A 14,923-nucleotide genomic window follows, 5' to 3' on the forward strand; every position below is an offset into this window, starting at 1 on the left:
GCGGCCTTACAGGTAGTTGGCGTTGGCAGCGTCCAGGGTACCCTGGGCCTGCATGATCAGTTCGCAGAACTCGCGGGCGGCACCTTCACCGCCGCGTGCCTGGGTCACACCGTGGGCGTGCTGGCGAACGAACGGCGCGGCATTGGCTACCGCCATGCCCAGGCCCACGCGGCGGATTACCGGCAGGTCGGGCAGGTCGTCGCCAAGATAGGCGACCTGTTCATAGCTTAGGTTGAGTTCGGCGAGCAGGCCGTCGAGTACCACCTGTTTGTCCTCGCGGCCCTGGAACAGGTGCGGGATGCCCAGGTTCTTCGCCCGACGCTCGACCACGGGGGTCTTGCGCCCGCTGATGATCGCGGTGGTCACGCCCGAGGCCATGAGCATCTTGATGCCCTGGCCGTCGAGCGTATTGAAGGTCTTGAACTCGCTGCCATCCTCGAGGAAGTACAGGCGGCCGTCGGTGAGCACGCCATCGACGTCGAATACCGCCAGCTTGATGGCCTTGCCGCGTTGCATGAGGTCCTGGTTCATTTACATCACTCCGGCACGCAGCAGGTCGTGCATGTTCAGGGCGCCGGTCGGACGGTCGTCCCGGTCGACCACCACGAGCGCGCTGATCTTGTGGTCTTCCATGATCTTGAGCGCTTCGGCGGCGAGCATCTCGGCGCGGGCGGTCTTGCCGTGGACGGTCATGACCTCGTCGATGAGGGTCTTGTGGATGTCGATGCTGCGGTCGAGGCTGCGGCGCAGGTCGCCGTCGGTGAATACGCCGGCGAGCGTGCCGTCGCTTTCCAGGACCACGGTCATGCCCAGGCCCTTGCGGGACATCTCGAGCAGTGCATCCTTGAGCAGCGTGCCGCGTTGCACCTTTGGCAGCTCCTCGCCCGAATGCATCACATTCTCGACTTTCAGCAGCAGGCGTCGGCCCAGTGCGCCGCCCGGGTGCGAGAAGGCGAAGTCCTCGGCGGTGAAGCCGCGGGCTTCCAGCAGGGCGATGGCCAGGGCGTCGCCCAGCACCAGCGCGGCGGTGGTGGAAGAGGTGGGGGCCAGGTTGAGCGGGCAGGCTTCCTGGGCAACACGGGCGTCGAGGTTGACCTCGGCCGCTTGCGCCAGGGGCGAGTCCGGGTTGCCGGTAAGGCTGATCATCTGGATCCCCAGGCGCTTGATCAGCGGCAGCAGGGTGACGATCTCGGCGGTGCTGCCGGAGTTGGACAGGGCAAGAATGACATCGTCACGGGTGATCATGCCCATGTCACCGTGGCTGGCCTCGGCCGGGTGCACGAAGAACGAAGGGGTGCCGGTGCTGGCAAGGGTGGCGGCGATCTTGTTGCCGATGTGCCCCGACTTGCCCATGCCGACCACCACGACGCGGCCCTTGCTGGCCAGGATCAGCTCACAAGCCTTGACGAAGTTGCCGTCGATACGGGCCAGCAGGCCCTCTACGGCCTCGAGTTCCAGGCGCAGGGTGCGCTGGGCAGAGTGGATCAGCTCGCTGGATTGGCTCATGTCGAAAACGCAATGCCTGATGAAAAGGCGGCGATTATAGCCGCAATGTGTGAAACGCTCATCCTTCGAATGTCACATATAGCTGTCAGCGCCCTGAATGGAACGTTTGACGCCCTTGGGAAGGGCCTGCCAGCGGTGCTATAGTTCGCCGCTATTCGGCCTGCCAGGGGCGCGTGTGCCTTCACGATGAAGGTGAACGTCCATGAGTGCGAGGCTGCACTAGCAAGGAGTCTAGATGAGTGTGGATAGCGCCTACGCGGTCGAGTTGAAGGGTGTCACCTTCAAGCGCGGTTCGCGCAGCATTTTCAGCAACGTGGACATACGTATTCCCCGTGGCAAGGTCACCGGCATCATGGGGCCTTCGGGGTGCGGCAAGACCACCTTGTTGCGCCTGATGGGCGCGCAGTTGCGCCCAACAGGTGGTGAGGTCTGGGTCAACGGGCAGAACCTGCCCGCGTTGTCGCGCAGCGACCTGTTCGACGCCCGCAAGCATATGGGCGTGCTGTTCCAGAGCGGCGCGCTGTTCACCGACCTCGATGTGTTCGAGAACGTCGCCTTTCCGCTGCGCGTGCATACGCAGCTGTCCGACGAGATGATCCGCGACATCGTCCTGATGAAATTGCAGGCGGTGGGGTTGCGTGGCGCCATCGACCTGATGCCCGACGAACTGTCCGGTGGCATGAAGCGCCGGGTGGCGCTGGCCCGCGCGATCGCCCTCGATCCGCAGATCCTCATGTACGACGAACCGTTCGTCGGCCAGGATCCGATTGCCATGGGGGTGCTGGTCCGTCTCATCCGTCTGCTCAACGACGCCCTGGGGATCACCAGCATCGTGGTCTCCCACGACCTGGCGGAAACCGCCAGCATCGCCGACTACATCTATGTGGTGGGTGATGGCCAGGTACTGGGGCAGGGTACGCCGGACGAACTGATGGGGTCGGACAACCCGCGTATCCGCCAGTTCATGAAGGGTGACCCGGACGGTCCGGTGCCATTCCATTTTCCCGCGCCTGACTATCGCGCCGATCTGCTGGGGGCGCGTTGATGCGCAGAAAATCCTTACTCGAACGTATCCGTCTGTTTGGCCGGTCGGCCATCGACGTGCTTGCGGTGCTAGGGCGTTCGTGCCTGTTCCTGGGGCACGCGCTGAGCGGTCGCGGCGGCATCGGCGGTGGCTTCCAGTTGCTGGTCAAGCAGCTCTACTCGGTTGGCGTGCTGTCGTTGGCGATCATTGTCGTATCCGGCGTGTTCATCGGCATGGTGCTGGCGCTGCAGGGCTACAGCATCCTCACCAAGTACGGCTCGGAGCAGGCCGTGGGGCAGATGGTCGCCCTGACGCTGCTGCGTGAGCTGGGGCCGGTGGTGACCGCCTTGCTGTTCGCCGGGCGCGCAGGTTCCGCATTGACCGCCGAGATCGGCAACATGAAGTCCACCGAGCAGCTGTCGAGCCTGGAAATGATCGGTGTCGACCCGCTCAAGTACATCGTTGCCCCGCGCCTGTGGGCCGGTTTCATTTCGCTGCCGCTGCTGGCGCTGATCTTCAGTGTGGTCGGCATCTGGGGCGGTTCGTGGGTCGCCGTCGACTGGCTGGGCGTCTACGAGGGTTCGTTCTGGGGCAACATGCAGAACAGCGTTTCTTTCAGCGACGATGTGATCAACGGGCTGATCAAGAGCTTGGTGTTCGCCTTCGTCGTTACCTGGATCGCCGTATTCCAGGGGTATGACTGCGAGCCCACTTCAGAAGGGATCAGCCGTGCCACTACCAAGACCGTGGTCTACGCCTCATTGGCAGTACTGGGTCTGGACTTTATTCTGACCGCCTTGATGTTTGGAGATTTCTGATGCAAAACCGCACCCTGGAAATCGGTGTCGGCCTGTTCCTCCTGGCCGGGATCCTGGCGCTGCTGCTGCTGGCCCTGCGTGTCAGCGGGCTGTCGGCCAGCCCGAGCAGCGATACGTACAAAGTTTATGCGTACTTCGACAATATCGCCGGTTTGACGGTCAGAGCCAAAGTGACCATGGCCGGTGTGACCATTGGCAAGGTCACAGCCATCGATCTGGACCGTGATTCGTATACCGGTCGGGTCACGTTGCAGTTGGACAAGCAGGTCGACAACCTGCCGACCGATTCCACTGCCTCGATCCTGACCGCCGGCCTGCTGGGTGAGAAATACATTGGCATCAGCGTAGGTGGCGAAGAAGCGGTTCTCAAGGATGGCAGCACCATTCACGACACCCAGTCGGCGCTGGTGCTGGAAGATCTGATCGGCAAGTTCCTGCTCAATTCCGTGGGCAAGGAACCGAAAGAAGCTCAACCGGCTAATTAAGGAGTTCCCATGATTTCGATCCTGCGACGTGGCCTGCTGGTGCTGTTGGCGGCCTTCCCCCTGCTGGCCCTGGCCGCGCCCGGGCAATCCGCCCGTGATGTCATCCAGGGCACCACCACTCAATTGTTGAGCGACCTCAAAGCCAACAAGGAGCAGTACAAGGCCAACCCAGAGGCGTTCTACAAGGCGCTCAACGACAACCTCGGCCCGGTGGTCGATGCCGACGGCATCTCCAAGAGCATCATGACGGTCAAGTATTCGCGCAAGGCCACGCCTGAGCAGATGCAGCGCTTCCAGGAGAACTTCAAGCGCAGCCTGATGCAGTTCTACGGCAACGCGCTGCTGGAGTACAACAACCAGGGCATCGTCGTCGACCCAGCCAAGGCTGAGGATGGCGACCGCACCAGTGTCGGCATGAAGATCACGGGCACCAACGGCGCGGTCTATCCAGTGCAGTACACCATGGAGAAGATCGGCGGCGAGTGGAAGGTGCGTAACGTCATCGTCAACGGCATCAACATCGGCAAACTGTTCCGCGACCAGTTCCAGGATGCGATGCAGCGCAACGGCAACAGCCTGGACAAGACCATCGATGGTTGGGCTGGCGAAGTGGCCAAGGCCAAGCAGACCGCTGACAACTCGCCGGACAAGGAAGTCAAATGAGCGATGCCGCAGTGAGCATGATCGAGCCTGGCGTCCTGCGCCTGGCCGGCGTGCTGGACTACCGCAGCGGCCCGGCCCTGCGCAAGCAGGGCAAGGCACTGATAGCCGCCAGCGGCGAGGCCCGCCTGGTGCTGGACTGCACTGCAGTGGTGAAGTCGAGCAGCGTCGGCCTGTCGCTGCTGCTGGCCTTCATGCGTGACGCCCAGGTGGCCGGCAAGGCCTGCGAACTGCGCGGCATGCCTGACGACATGCGCGAAATCGCCGAGGTCTACGACCTCGATGAGGTACTGGCGGGCTGATGGCCTGCCGCAAGGTGAAAGCCCCTCGGTCAGTGAGCCCCGTCTTGGGCTTCGCAGGCGAGGGGCTTTTTTGTATGATGGCCGACCCGCGCGCGTTGGGCGCCGATCGAGGTTGAGCATGCAGGCCGTAGAAGTCAAAAGCTTTCTGGAAGAGAAATTGCCGGGAACCCGGGTCGAAGTTGAAGGCGAAGGCTGCAACTTCCAGTTGAACGTGATCAGCGACGAGCTGGCCGGCCTGAGCCCGGTCAAGCGTCAGCAGGCGATCTATGCTCACCTCAATCCGTGGATCTCGAACGGCAGCATTCACGCGGTAACCATGAAATTCTTCAGCAGCGCAGCCTGGGCTGAGCGCACCTGAGCCAACTTGGCGGCGAGAGACGTATGGACAAACTGATTATCACTGGCGGCCCGCGCCTCGACGGCGAAATCCGCATTTCCGGCGCGAAGAACGCCGCATTGCCAATCCTGGCGGCGACCCTGCTGGCCGACGGCCCGGTCACCGTGGGCAACCTGCCACACCTGCACGACATCACCACCATGATCGAGCTGTTCGGTCGCATGGGCATCGAGCCTGTGATCGACGAGAAGCTGGCGGTCGAGATCGACCCGCGCACGATCAAGACCCTGGTGGCCCCGTACGAGCTGGTCAAGACCATGCGCGCCTCGATCCTGGTGCTGGGCCCGATGGTCGCCCGTTTCGGTGAGGCCGAAGTGGCCCTGCCAGGCGGTTGCGCCATCGGTTCGCGCCCGGTCGACCTGCACATCCGTGGCCTGGAGGCCATGGGCGCGAAGATCGAGGTCGAAGGTGGCTACATCAAGGCCAAGGCCCCGGAAGGCGGCCTGCGTGGCGCGCACTTCTTCTTCGATACCGTGAGTGTGACCGGTACCGAGAACATCATGATGGCCGCCGCGCTGGCCAAGGGGCGCAGCGTGCTGCAGAACGCCGCGCGCGAGCCGGAAGTGGTCGACCTGGCCAACTTCATCAATGCCATGGGCGGCAAGGTTCAGGGCGCCGGTACCGACACCATCACCATCGATGGCGTCGAGCGCCTGGCCTCGGCAACCTATCGCGTCATGCCCGACCGCATCGAGACCGGCACCTACCTGGTCGCTGCTGCCGTGACCGGTGGCCGCGTCAAGGTCAAGGATACCGACCCGACCATTCTCGAAGCCGTATTGGAGAAGCTCAAGGAAGCGGGTGCCGACATCACTACTGGCGAAGACTGGATCGAGCTGGACATGCATGGCAAGCGGCCCAAGGCTGTCAACCTGCGTACCGCGCCGTACCCGGCGTTCCCCACCGACATGCAGGCGCAGTTCATCTCGCTCAACGCCATCGCCGAAGGCACTGGCGCGGTGATCGAGACCATCTTCGAAAACCGTTTCATGCACGTGTACGAGATGCACCGCATGGGCGCGCAGATCCAGGTCGAGGGCAACACCGCCATCGTCACTGGCGTCAAGGCGCTCAAGGGCGCTCCAGTGATGGCCACCGACCTGCGCGCTTCCGCCAGCCTGGTGCTGTCGGCCCTGGTTGCCGAAGGTGACACGCTCATCGATCGCATCTACCACATCGACCGTGGTTACGAGTGCATCGAGGAAAAACTGCAGATGCTCGGCGCCAAGATCCGCCGCGTACCGGGCTAGTCTGTGACCGGCGCAGGGACGCGCCAGCCGAATCGTATGCGGTCGGGCCCATGGCCCGGCCGGCTATAGCTGCTTAAGGACCGACGTTTCCCATGTTGACCATCGCGCTATCAAAAGGCCGCATTCTCGACGACACCCTGCCGTTGCTGGCAGAAGCCGGCATCGTCCCCACCGAGAACCCGGACAAAAGCCGTAAGCTGATCATCCCCACCACGCAGGATGACGTACGCCTGCTCATCGTGCGTGCCACCGACGTACCGACCTACGTCGAGCATGGCGCCGCCGACCTTGGTGTGGCCGGCAAGGACGTGCTGATGGAATATGGCGGCCAGGGCCTCTACGAGCCGCTGGACCTGCAGATCGCCCAGTGCAAGCTGATGACCGCTGGCGTGACCGGCGCGGCCGAGCCCAAGGGCCGCCTGCGCGTGGCCACCAAGTTCGTCAACGTAGCCAAGCGCTACTACGCCGAGCAGGGCCGCCAGGTCGACATCATCAAGCTGTACGGCTCGATGGAACTGGCACCATTGATCAACCTCGCCGACAAGATCATCGATGTGGTCGACACCGGCAACACCCTGCGTGCCAACGGCCTCGAGCCGCAAGATCTGATCGCCACGATCAGCTCGCGCCTGGTGGTCAACAAGGCCTCCATGAAGATGCAGCACGCCCGTATCCAGAGCCTGATCGACACCCTGCGCAACGCCGTCGAATCACGACACCGCGGCTGACCTCTGCGCGCGACCTCCGCTGTCGCGCCCGTCTATCCGCGTCATAGCCAATTTTCTCAGGTGCCCGCGCGGATGGACTGGTAGCTTAGGGCGCCTGAGCATTCGCTAATCATTCGAGGCCCTCGCCATGACCGTGTCCACTGCAATTGCCCGTCTCAACGCTGCTGACCAGGATTTCGCCCGACATCTGGATCATCTGCTGAGCTGGGAAAGCGTGTCCGATGACGCGGTCAACCAGCGCGTGCTCGATATCATCAAGGCCGTGCGCGAGCGCGGTGACGCAGCGCTGGTGGAGTTCACCCAGCGTTTCGACGGTGTCGATGCCAAATCCATCGATGACCTGATCCTTGACCGCGCTCGCCTGGAGCTGGCCCTGACCCGTATCACACCGGTTCAGCGCGAAGCCCTGGAGAAGGCCGCCAACCGTGTGCGCATTTACCACGAGCGCCAGAAGCAGGATTCCTGGCAGTACACCGAAGCCGATGGCACCGTGCTGGGCCAGAAGGTCACGCCGCTGGACCGTGCCGGCCTGTACGTGCCGGGCGGCAAGGCGTCGTACCCGTCGTCGGTGTTGATGAACGCCATTCCGGCGAAGGTTGCCGGCGTGGCCGAAGTGGTGATGGTGGTCCCGACGCCGCGTGGCGAGGTCAACGAGCTGGTGCTGGCCGCTGCCTGCATCGCCGGGGTTGATCGGGTCTTCACCGTCGGTGGCGCGCAGGCCGTCGCGGCCCTGGCCTATGGCACCGAGAGCGTGCCGCAGGTGGACAAGATCGTCGGCCCGGGCAATATCTATGTCGCCACCGCCAAGCGCCATGTGTTCGGCCAGGTCGGGATCGACATGATCGCCGGCCCGTCGGAGATTCTGGTGGTGTGCGATGGCCAGACCGATCCGGACTGGATCGCCATGGACCTGTTCTCCCAGGCCGAGCACGACGAGGACGCCCAGGCGATCCTGATCAGCCCTGATGCGGCCTTCCTCGACCGGGTTGCCGCCAGCATCGAGAAACTGCTCCCCACCATGGAGCGTGCCGAAATCATCGAGAAGTCGATCAATGGCCGTGGCGCGCTGATCCAGGTGCGCGACATGCAGCAGGCGATCGAAGTGGCCAACCGCATCGCCCCAGAGCACCTGGAGCTGTCGGTGGCCGACCCGCAGGCCTGGCTGCCGCAGATCCGCCACGCCGGTGCGATCTTCATGGGCCGCCACACCAGCGAGGCGCTGGGCGACTACTGCGCAGGCCCCAACCATGTGCTGCCGACCTCCGGTACCGCGCGGTTCTCTTCGCCGCTGGGTGTGTACGACTTCCAGAAACGTTCGTCGATCATCTTCTGCTCCGAGCAAGGGGCTTCCGAGCTGGGCCACACCGCGTCGGTGCTGGCCCGTGGCGAATCGCTGACTGCCCATGCGCGCAGCGCCGAATACCGCATCCTCAACGAGAAGGGGAACTGAGCATGAGTCGTTTCTGGAGTCCCTTCGTCAAGGATCTCGTCCCATACGTGCCTGGTGAGCAGCCCAAACTGGCGCGCCTGGTCAAGCTCAACACCAACGAGAACCCCTATGGCCCGTCGCCCAAGGCGCTGGAGGCCATGCGGGGTGAGTTGAACGACAACCTGCGCCTGTATCCGGACCCGAATGGTGACCGGCTCAAGCAGGCGGTCGCCGAGTACTACGGCGTGACGCCGGCGCAGGTATTCGTCGGCAATGGCTCGGACGAGGTGCTGGCGCACATCTTCCACGGCCTGTTCCTGCACGACCGTGGGCCGCTGTTGTTCCCGGACGTCAGCTACAGCTTCTATCCGGTGTATTGCGGCCTGTACGGCATTGCTTTCGAGCAGGTGGCGCTGGATGAGCAGTTCCAGATCCAGGTCTCGGACTACAGCAAGCCCAATGCCGGGATCATTTTCCCCAACCCCAACGCGCCGACGGGGTGCCTGCTGCCGCTTGAGGCGGTGGAGCAGCTGTTGCAGGCGAACCGTGATTCGGTGGTGGTGGTCGATGAGGCCTACATCGATTTCGGTGGCGAGACGGCGATCAGCCTGGTGGATCGTTATGACAACCTGCTGGTGACCCAGACCCTGTCCAAGTCGCGCTCGCTCGCGGGCTTGCGGGTGGGGTTGGCGGTGGGGCATCCGGACCTGATCGAGGCGCTGGAGCGGATCAAGAACAGCTTCAACTCCTACCCGCTGGATCGCATGGCGATCGTTGGCGCGGCGGTGGCGTTCGAGGACCGAGCGTATTTCAACGAGACTTGCCGCAAGGTGATCGATAGCCGTGAAGTGCTGGTCGCTGAGTTGGTGGCACGTGGGTTTGAGGTGCTGCCTTCGGCGGCGAACTTCATCTTTGCTCGTCATCCTTCGCAGGATGCGGCGGGGATCGCGGCGCGGCTGCGGGAGCAGGGGGTGATCGTGCGGCACTTCAAGCAGGAGCGGATTGCGCAGTTCCTGCGGATTACGATTGGGACGCCGGAGATGAACCAGGCTTTGCTTGATGCGCTTTAAGTTGGTGGTGGTTTGAGTGTTTGACTGAAGGGCGGGTTGGGGCGTAGTTGGTTACGTTTCAATTCGCCCTTGTTGTTGTTGCCGGTTTTTCAAGTTGTGAGCATATCCATTTGCTATAGGGATGCTGACTCACCTTTCCGCCCTTACGGCGGGTCACTTTTGGTCTTGGCCAAAAGTAACCAAAAGCCGCTCGCTCCATCATACGGCCCTCCGCTACGCTCCGGGTCCCTTCGCTCCGGCGCCTTCCGGGCCCGCGCGGCCTACGACTTGCTGCGCAAGTCTACATCTCGCGCCTTCGGCTACGCCGAAGGGTGCTGCGCACCTGGCCCTCCAGACGCCTGCGCTCAGCCTCCTGAAGTCGCGAAGTTACGGGCTGCGCCTGCGCAGGCGCAGCTGTCGCTAGCTGCTTGTTCGTGGCCTTGAGTACGCATTCGCCTCCTACCGGACGGTGTACGCCGCTCCATTGTAGGAGCCGGCTTTGCCGGCGAACCAATGGCACAAACACCACAATCATCACTGCACTACATAGCTATAGAACTTTCCGATCTTTGATCTTTGATCTTTGCTCTTTGCTCTTTGCTCTTTGCTTCTGCGAGCGCGTAGCGCCTCGCCCGGCTTTTGATCTTGATGCGCGATAGTCCAGGCGCCGCCCATTGCGACTTCAGGAGGCCGAGCGGAGTTCTTGCGTAGTGGGGCGACGGCCATGGATGGCCGTCGAGCGCTGCGCCCCAGGATGGGGCGTTCAGCGCGGTACCCACGGGAGCAAGGACGTAGCGAGGGGACCCCGGAGCGCAGCGCAGGGGCCGGATGATGGAGCGAGCGGTTTTGCCTACTTTTTCCAAGAAAAAAGTAGGCCGCCGTAAGGGCGGAAAGGTGAATCAGCGTCTCTATCGCCAATGGATATGCCCACAAGCCTTCAAACCCACACTCTAAAAGCCGAAGCCGAAGCCAAATCCATCACCCCACCTCCCGCCCAGCCCGATGCGCCAACAACGTATAAATACAAGGCAACACAAACAACGTGAACAACGTCCCAACCGACATCCCCGTGGCAATCACGGTCCCGATGTCGAACCGGCTCACCGCCCCAGCCCCGGTGGCCAGAATCAACGGCACCATGCCGAACACCATGGCTGCCGTGGTCATCAGCACCGGCCGCAATCGAATCGCCGCCGCCTCTTCGATCGCCTCGCGAACCCCAAGCCCCTTTTCTTCACGCAGTTGGTTGGCAAATTCGACGATCAGGATCCCGTGCTTGGTAATCAACCCTATCAAGGTCACCAACCCCACCTGCGTATAGATGTTCATGCTGGAAACCCCAAGGAACAACGGTACCAGCGCCCCGCAGATGGACAGCGGCACGGTCACCAGGATCACCAGCGGGTCACGGAAACTTTCGAACTGCGCCGCCAGCACCAGGAAGATCATCGCCAGCGCCAAGCCGAAGGTCACCCACAACGCGCTACCCTCCTGGACGAATTGCCGTGCCGTACCCGCATAGTCCACTGCAAAGCCCTCCGGCGCCTCCTCGTGGGCGATCGTGCGCACGGTGTCCAGCGCTTCGCCCATGCTCACCAGCGGCACCCCCTGGATGATCGCCGAGTTCAATTGCTGGAACTGATTGAGCTGGCGAGGCCGGGCACGGTCGCTGAGGGTGATAAGCGTCGACAGGGGCAATAGCTGACCCTGTTCGTTCTTCACGTAGTAGTTGTTCAGCCAACCCGGCGTGGCGCGATAGGCGCGTTCGACCTGGGCGATCACCTTGTAGCTGCGGCCTTCCAGGGTGAAGCGGTTGATCTCCGCCTCGCCCAGCAAGGTGGCCAGGGTTCCGCCGAGGGTGTCCATCGACACGCCCATCTGCGCGGCCTTGGCGCGGTCGATATCGATCATCACCTCAGGCTTGTCGAACGCCAGGTCGATGTCGAGGAAGGCGAACTTGCCGGAGGCCTGCGCACGCTCCTTGACCCGCTGGGCCACTTCCAGCAGCGCGGTATAGTCGCCGGCAGTGTTGATCACGAACTGGAAGGGCAAGCCTTCCCCGGTACCGGGCAAGGACGGCAGGTTGAAACCGAAAATCTGCAGGCCGCCGACCTCCTCGAGCTTGGCCTGAACCAGCGGCAGCAACTCCATCTGGGTCCGATGCCGCTCGCTCCACGGCTTGAGCAGGAAGCCACCGATGCCGCTCTGCACGCCATTGAAACCGTTGATCTGGAACGACGAGTAGTACTCGGGGAAGGTCTTGAACAGCGGAGTGAACTCGTCGGTGTAGGCGTTCAGGTAGTCCAGGTTCGCGGTTTGCGGCGAGTTGCTCATCATGAAGATCACGCCCTGGTCCTCATTGGGTGCCAGTTCGCTCTGGGTGAACTTGAGCAGCACCGGGATCAGGCACAGGATGATCACTGCGAACACCAGCACCACCGGCCGGCTGTTCAAGGTGCCGTGCAACAGGCGCTGGTAGCGCACCTTCAGCTGTTCGAAAAGCAAATCCAGACGGTGGGCCAGGCCGCTGGGGTTCTGCTCGTGGCGCAGCAGCAGGGCGCACATCATCGGCGACAGCGTCAGGGCCACGACGCCCGAGATGATCACAGCTCCGGCCAACGTCAGCGCGAACTCCTTGAACAACGCACCGGTCAGCCCGGTGAGAAAGCCGATGGGGGCGTAGACCGCAGCCAGGGTGATGGTCATCGATACCACCGGCAGGGCGATCTCGCGGGCACCTTCCAGTGCCGCCTCGCGGGGTGTCTTGCCCTCCTCGATATGACGGTGGATGTTCTCCACCACGACGATGGCGTCGTCCACCACCAGGCCGATGGCCAGCACCATGGCCAACAGGGTCAGCAAGTTCAGCGAATAACCCATCATCTGCATGAAGAACAGCACGCCGATCATCGACAGCGGGATGGTCACCACCGGGATCAGCACCGAGCGCAACGCACCGAGGAACAGGAACACCACCACGATGACGATCAGCACCGCCTCGCCGAGGGTCTTGATCACTTCGTTGATGGAGGCCTGGATGAACAGGGTGGCGTCGTAGGCAATGGACACCTTGAGGCCCGACGGCAACTGTTCCTCGAGTTGCGGCATGATCCGCCGCACCTCCTTGATCACCTGCAGCGGGTTGGCGGCGGGAGTGGCCTTGATGCCGATGTACACAGACGGCGTACCGTCGAACGAGCTGACCGTGTCGTAGTTCTCCGCGCCCATCTCGATGCGTGCCACGTCCCCCAATAGCACCCGGCTGTCGCCTGCGATCTTGACCGGCAAGGCGGCGAAGGCCTCGGCGGACTTGAGCTCGGTGGTGGCGTTGACGCTGGTGACCACGTATTCGCCTTTCACTTCGCCGGCCGCGGCGAGGAAGTTGTAGTGGCGCACCGCGTTGGTCACGTCCACCGCCGACAGGCCGAAGCCGGCCAGTTTCACCGGGTCGATCCAGATGCGCATGGCGAACAGCTGGTTGCCGAGGATCTGCGCCTCGGCCATGCCTGGCAGCGTCGCCAGCTTGGGCTGGATCACCCGCGACAGGTAGTCGGTGATCTGCGGGTTGCTCATCTCGTTGCTGTAGAAGCTGATGTACATCAGCGCCGAGGCGTCGGCCGCCTCCTTGCTCAGCACCGGGTCCTCGGAATCCTGCGGCAGCTTGTTGCGCACCTCGTTGGCCTTGGCCAACAGTTGGGTGAACAACCGGTCGGTGTCGGCGCCGATGCGTGCGTAGACCGAGATCACCGAGAAGTTCTGCCGGCTCACCGAGGTCATGTAGTCGATACCGTCGGCGCTGGCCAGGCTCTGCTGCAGCGGCTGGGTGATGTAGCCCTGGATGGTCTCGGCGTTGGCACCGGGGTAGGCGGTGGTCACCGTGATCAGGGCGTTTTCCATCTGCGGGTACTGGCGGATCTGCAGCTTGTTCCAGGCCTGTGCGCCCAGCAGCAGGATCAGCAGGCTGACCACGCAGGCCAGCACCGGGCGGCGGATGAACGGGTCGGTGAACGCCATGCCTGCCTCCTTCAGTGGGTGCCCGGCTTGAGCGCTTGCTCGCTGCTGATGCGAATCGCCGCGCCGGGCGCCAGCTTGAGCTGGCCGGCGGTGACCACCTGGTCGCCGGCCTGCAGCCCTTTGCTGATCACCACCCAGCCGTCGCGGCGCTCCCCGGTCTGCACGGTGCGCTGTTCGGCGATCAACTGGGGCTGGCCCTCATTGTCGTCCAGCGGCTTGCCATCCTCGCCTTTCCTGCGGCTGACCAGGTACACCGAATTGCCGTACAGGGTGTAGGTGATGGCGTTTTCCGGCACCACCACTTGCGATTGCGGATCGGGCAGCAGCAGTTGGAGGCTGGCAAACATGCCGGGCAGCAGCTTGCCGTCGGGGTTGGCCAGGGTGGCGCGGACCAGCAGGTTACGGGTGCTTTCCTCCACTTTCGGGTTGATCGCGCTCAGGCTGGCGGGGAAGGTCTGGCCCGGGTAGGCGGCGACCTGCACCAGCACTTGCTGGCCGAGGCTCAAGTGGGGCAGGGCCTGTTCGGGCACGTTGAAGTCGACGTACAGGCTCGACAGGTCCTGCAGGGTGGCGATCACCGTGCCGCTGGCAAGGTAAGCGCCGACGTCCACCTGGCGAATGCCGATAGTACCGCTGAAAGGCGCGCTGATGCTCTTCTTCGCCAGCGACGCCTTGAGCTGGTCGACCACTGCCTGGTTGCGTCGGTACTGGGTGGTCAGCCGATCGAACTCGCCCCGTGAGATGGCCGAGTCGCCGACCAGTTGGCTGCCGCGACCGAAGTCCACCTTTGCCAGATTAAGGTCGGCCTGGGCTGTACCCAGCAGGGCGGTCTCCTGTTCGCTGTCCAATTGCAGCAGCAGTTGCCCGGCCTTCACTTTCTGCCCGGATTCGAAGTGCAGGGACTTCACTGTGCCGGCCACTTCCAGGCTTAGTTCGACGCCCTGGTAGGCCTTCAGGCTACCGACCGCCGGCAGGCGCTCCTGCCATTGGCGCAGCTCGGCCTGGGCCGCGGCGACACTGACCGGTGGCTTGGGTGCCGAGAACATCTGTACCTGCTTGTAGATGGAGAAGGCCTTGAAGCCTCCCAGGATCAGCACGATCAGCAGGACGACGGCCAACATGATCAGCATGCGGCGGCGCAGCATAGGTCCGGTTCCCTGGATGCGAGGTGGTTTTTCGTTGCGCACGGGCACAGGCGATCCGGCCCACGTGCGATGGGGGAAAGTATTGTCGGTTTTTGCGAAAACGGGAGGTTCGCCGG

At 63.1% G+C, this 14,923-nt stretch carries 14 protein-coding genes; 10 read left to right on the forward strand and 4 right to left on the reverse strand.

The window, feature by feature from the left end; translation table 11 throughout:
- Nucleotides 1-6: 6 nt before the first annotated feature.
- Together P5705_RS07575 and P5705_RS07580 are read right to left on the reverse strand one after the other, a co-directional pair.
- Complete coding sequence (locus P5705_RS07575; protein ID WP_240065620.1) at nt 7-531, reverse strand: KdsC family phosphatase; 525 nt, start codon at nt 529-531, stop codon at nt 7-9.
- Nucleotides 532-1,506 (reverse strand): KpsF/GutQ family sugar-phosphate isomerase, encoded by a 975-nt coding sequence (locus P5705_RS07580; RefSeq protein WP_277460227.1) that lies wholly within the window; start codon nt 1,504-1,506, stop codon nt 532-534. It lies immediately after the preceding gene.
- 235 nt (nt 1,507-1,741) lie between these two features.
- On the opposite strand from P5705_RS07580, the gene P5705_RS07585 reads away from it, so the two are divergent.
- The 10 genes from P5705_RS07585 to hisC all read left to right on the forward strand — a co-directional run bounded on the left by P5705_RS07585 (nt 1,742) and on the right by hisC (nt 9,669).
- Nucleotides 1,742-2,551 (forward strand): ATP-binding cassette domain-containing protein, encoded by an 810-nt coding sequence (locus P5705_RS07585; protein WP_011532422.1) that lies wholly within the window; start codon nt 1,742-1,744, stop codon nt 2,549-2,551.
- The gene (mlaE, locus tag P5705_RS07590) at nt 2,551-3,348 is read left to right on the forward strand and encodes a lipid asymmetry maintenance ABC transporter permease subunit MlaE (protein ID WP_011532423.1); all 798 of its coding nucleotides are present in this window, start codon (nt 2,551-2,553) and stop codon (nt 3,346-3,348) included. The genes P5705_RS07585 and mlaE overlap by 1 nt, the downstream gene beginning before the upstream one ends.
- A complete protein-coding gene (mlaD, locus tag P5705_RS07595; protein WP_011532424.1) occupies nt 3,348-3,833 on the forward strand; it encodes an outer membrane lipid asymmetry maintenance protein MlaD in 486 nt (161 codons plus the stop codon). The genes mlaE and mlaD overlap by 1 nt, the downstream gene beginning before the upstream one ends.
- A 9-nt stretch (nt 3,834-3,842) precedes the next feature.
- A complete protein-coding gene (locus tag P5705_RS07600; protein ID WP_277460229.1) occupies nt 3,843-4,496 on the forward strand; it encodes an MlaC/ttg2D family ABC transporter substrate-binding protein in 654 nt (217 codons plus the stop codon).
- Nucleotides 4,493-4,795 carry an STAS domain-containing protein gene (locus P5705_RS07605; protein WP_277460230.1) on the forward strand — a complete coding sequence of 101 codons (303 nt, stop codon included), beginning with the start codon at nt 4,493-4,495 and terminating at the stop codon, nt 4,793-4,795. The genes P5705_RS07600 and P5705_RS07605 overlap by 4 nt, the downstream gene beginning before the upstream one ends.
- Nucleotides 4,796-4,913: 118 nt before the next feature.
- Nucleotides 4,914-5,153 (forward strand): BolA family protein, encoded by a 240-nt coding sequence (locus tag P5705_RS07610; RefSeq protein ID WP_011532427.1) that lies wholly within the window; start codon nt 4,914-4,916, stop codon nt 5,151-5,153.
- A gap of 23 nt (nt 5,154-5,176) precedes the next feature.
- Nucleotides 5,177-6,442 carry a UDP-N-acetylglucosamine 1-carboxyvinyltransferase gene (murA, locus tag P5705_RS07615; protein WP_011532428.1) on the forward strand — a complete coding sequence of 422 codons (1,266 nt, stop codon included), beginning with the start codon at nt 5,177-5,179 and terminating at the stop codon, nt 6,440-6,442.
- Between the two features lie 92 nt (nt 6,443-6,534).
- Nucleotides 6,535-7,170 carry an ATP phosphoribosyltransferase gene (gene hisG / locus P5705_RS07620; protein ID WP_277460231.1) on the forward strand — a complete coding sequence of 212 codons (636 nt, stop codon included), beginning with the start codon at nt 6,535-6,537 and terminating at the stop codon, nt 7,168-7,170.
- Nucleotides 7,171-7,297: 127 nt separating this feature from the next.
- The gene (gene hisD, locus P5705_RS07625; protein ID WP_277460233.1) at nt 7,298-8,620 is read left to right on the forward strand and encodes a histidinol dehydrogenase; all 1,323 of its coding nucleotides are present in this window, start codon (nt 7,298-7,300) and stop codon (nt 8,618-8,620) included.
- 2 nt (nt 8,621-8,622) lie between these two features.
- Nucleotides 8,623-9,669 carry a histidinol-phosphate transaminase gene (hisC, locus tag P5705_RS07630; RefSeq protein ID WP_277460234.1) on the forward strand — a complete coding sequence of 349 codons (1,047 nt, stop codon included), beginning with the start codon at nt 8,623-8,625 and terminating at the stop codon, nt 9,667-9,669.
- A gap of 957 nt (nt 9,670-10,626) precedes the next feature.
- Here hisC and P5705_RS07635 read toward each other — a convergent pair.
- Together P5705_RS07635 and P5705_RS07640 are read right to left on the reverse strand one after the other, a co-directional pair.
- A complete protein-coding gene (locus P5705_RS07635; protein ID WP_277460235.1) occupies nt 10,627-13,662 on the reverse strand; it encodes a multidrug efflux RND transporter permease subunit in 3,036 nt (1,011 codons plus the stop codon).
- 11 nt (nt 13,663-13,673) lie between these two features.
- Nucleotides 13,674-14,807 carry an efflux RND transporter periplasmic adaptor subunit gene (locus P5705_RS07640; RefSeq protein WP_277460236.1) on the reverse strand — a complete coding sequence of 378 codons (1,134 nt, stop codon included), beginning with the start codon at nt 14,805-14,807 and terminating at the stop codon, nt 13,674-13,676.
- Nucleotides 14,808-14,923: the final 116 nt, after the last annotated feature.

This window comes from Pseudomonas entomophila (genome assembly GCF_029478665.1).
Classification (GTDB): domain Bacteria; phylum Pseudomonadota; class Gammaproteobacteria; order Pseudomonadales; family Pseudomonadaceae; genus Aquipseudomonas; species Aquipseudomonas entomophila_F.

Coding starts and splice junctions, on each gene's coding strand:
- P5705_RS07575 (WP_240065620.1), bottom strand. CDS start 531: ATGAACCAGGACCTCATGCAACGCGGCAAGGCCATCAAGCTGGCGGTA.
- P5705_RS07580 (WP_277460227.1), bottom strand. CDS start 1,506: ATGAGCCAATCCAGCGAGCTGATCCACTCTGCCCAGCGCACCCTGCGC.
- P5705_RS07585 (WP_011532422.1), top strand. CDS start 1,742: ATGAGTGTGGATAGCGCCTACGCGGTCGAGTTGAAGGGTGTCACCTTC.
- mlaE (WP_011532423.1), top strand. CDS start 2,551: ATGCGCAGAAAATCCTTACTCGAACGTATCCGTCTGTTTGGCCGGTCG.
- mlaD (WP_011532424.1), top strand. CDS start 3,348: ATGCAAAACCGCACCCTGGAAATCGGTGTCGGCCTGTTCCTCCTGGCC.
- P5705_RS07600 (WP_277460229.1), top strand. CDS start 3,843: ATGATTTCGATCCTGCGACGTGGCCTGCTGGTGCTGTTGGCGGCCTTC.
- P5705_RS07605 (WP_277460230.1), top strand. CDS start 4,493: ATGAGCGATGCCGCAGTGAGCATGATCGAGCCTGGCGTCCTGCGCCTG.
- P5705_RS07610 (WP_011532427.1), top strand. CDS start 4,914: ATGCAGGCCGTAGAAGTCAAAAGCTTTCTGGAAGAGAAATTGCCGGGA.
- murA (WP_011532428.1), top strand. CDS start 5,177: ATGGACAAACTGATTATCACTGGCGGCCCGCGCCTCGACGGCGAAATC.
- hisG (WP_277460231.1), top strand. CDS start 6,535: ATGTTGACCATCGCGCTATCAAAAGGCCGCATTCTCGACGACACCCTG.
- hisD (WP_277460233.1), top strand. CDS start 7,298: ATGACCGTGTCCACTGCAATTGCCCGTCTCAACGCTGCTGACCAGGAT.
- hisC (WP_277460234.1), top strand. CDS start 8,623: ATGAGTCGTTTCTGGAGTCCCTTCGTCAAGGATCTCGTCCCATACGTG.
- P5705_RS07635 (WP_277460235.1), bottom strand. CDS start 13,662: ATGGCGTTCACCGACCCGTTCATCCGCCGCCCGGTGCTGGCCTGCGTG.
- P5705_RS07640 (WP_277460236.1), bottom strand. CDS start 14,807: ATGCTGCGCCGCCGCATGCTGATCATGTTGGCCGTCGTCCTGCTGATC.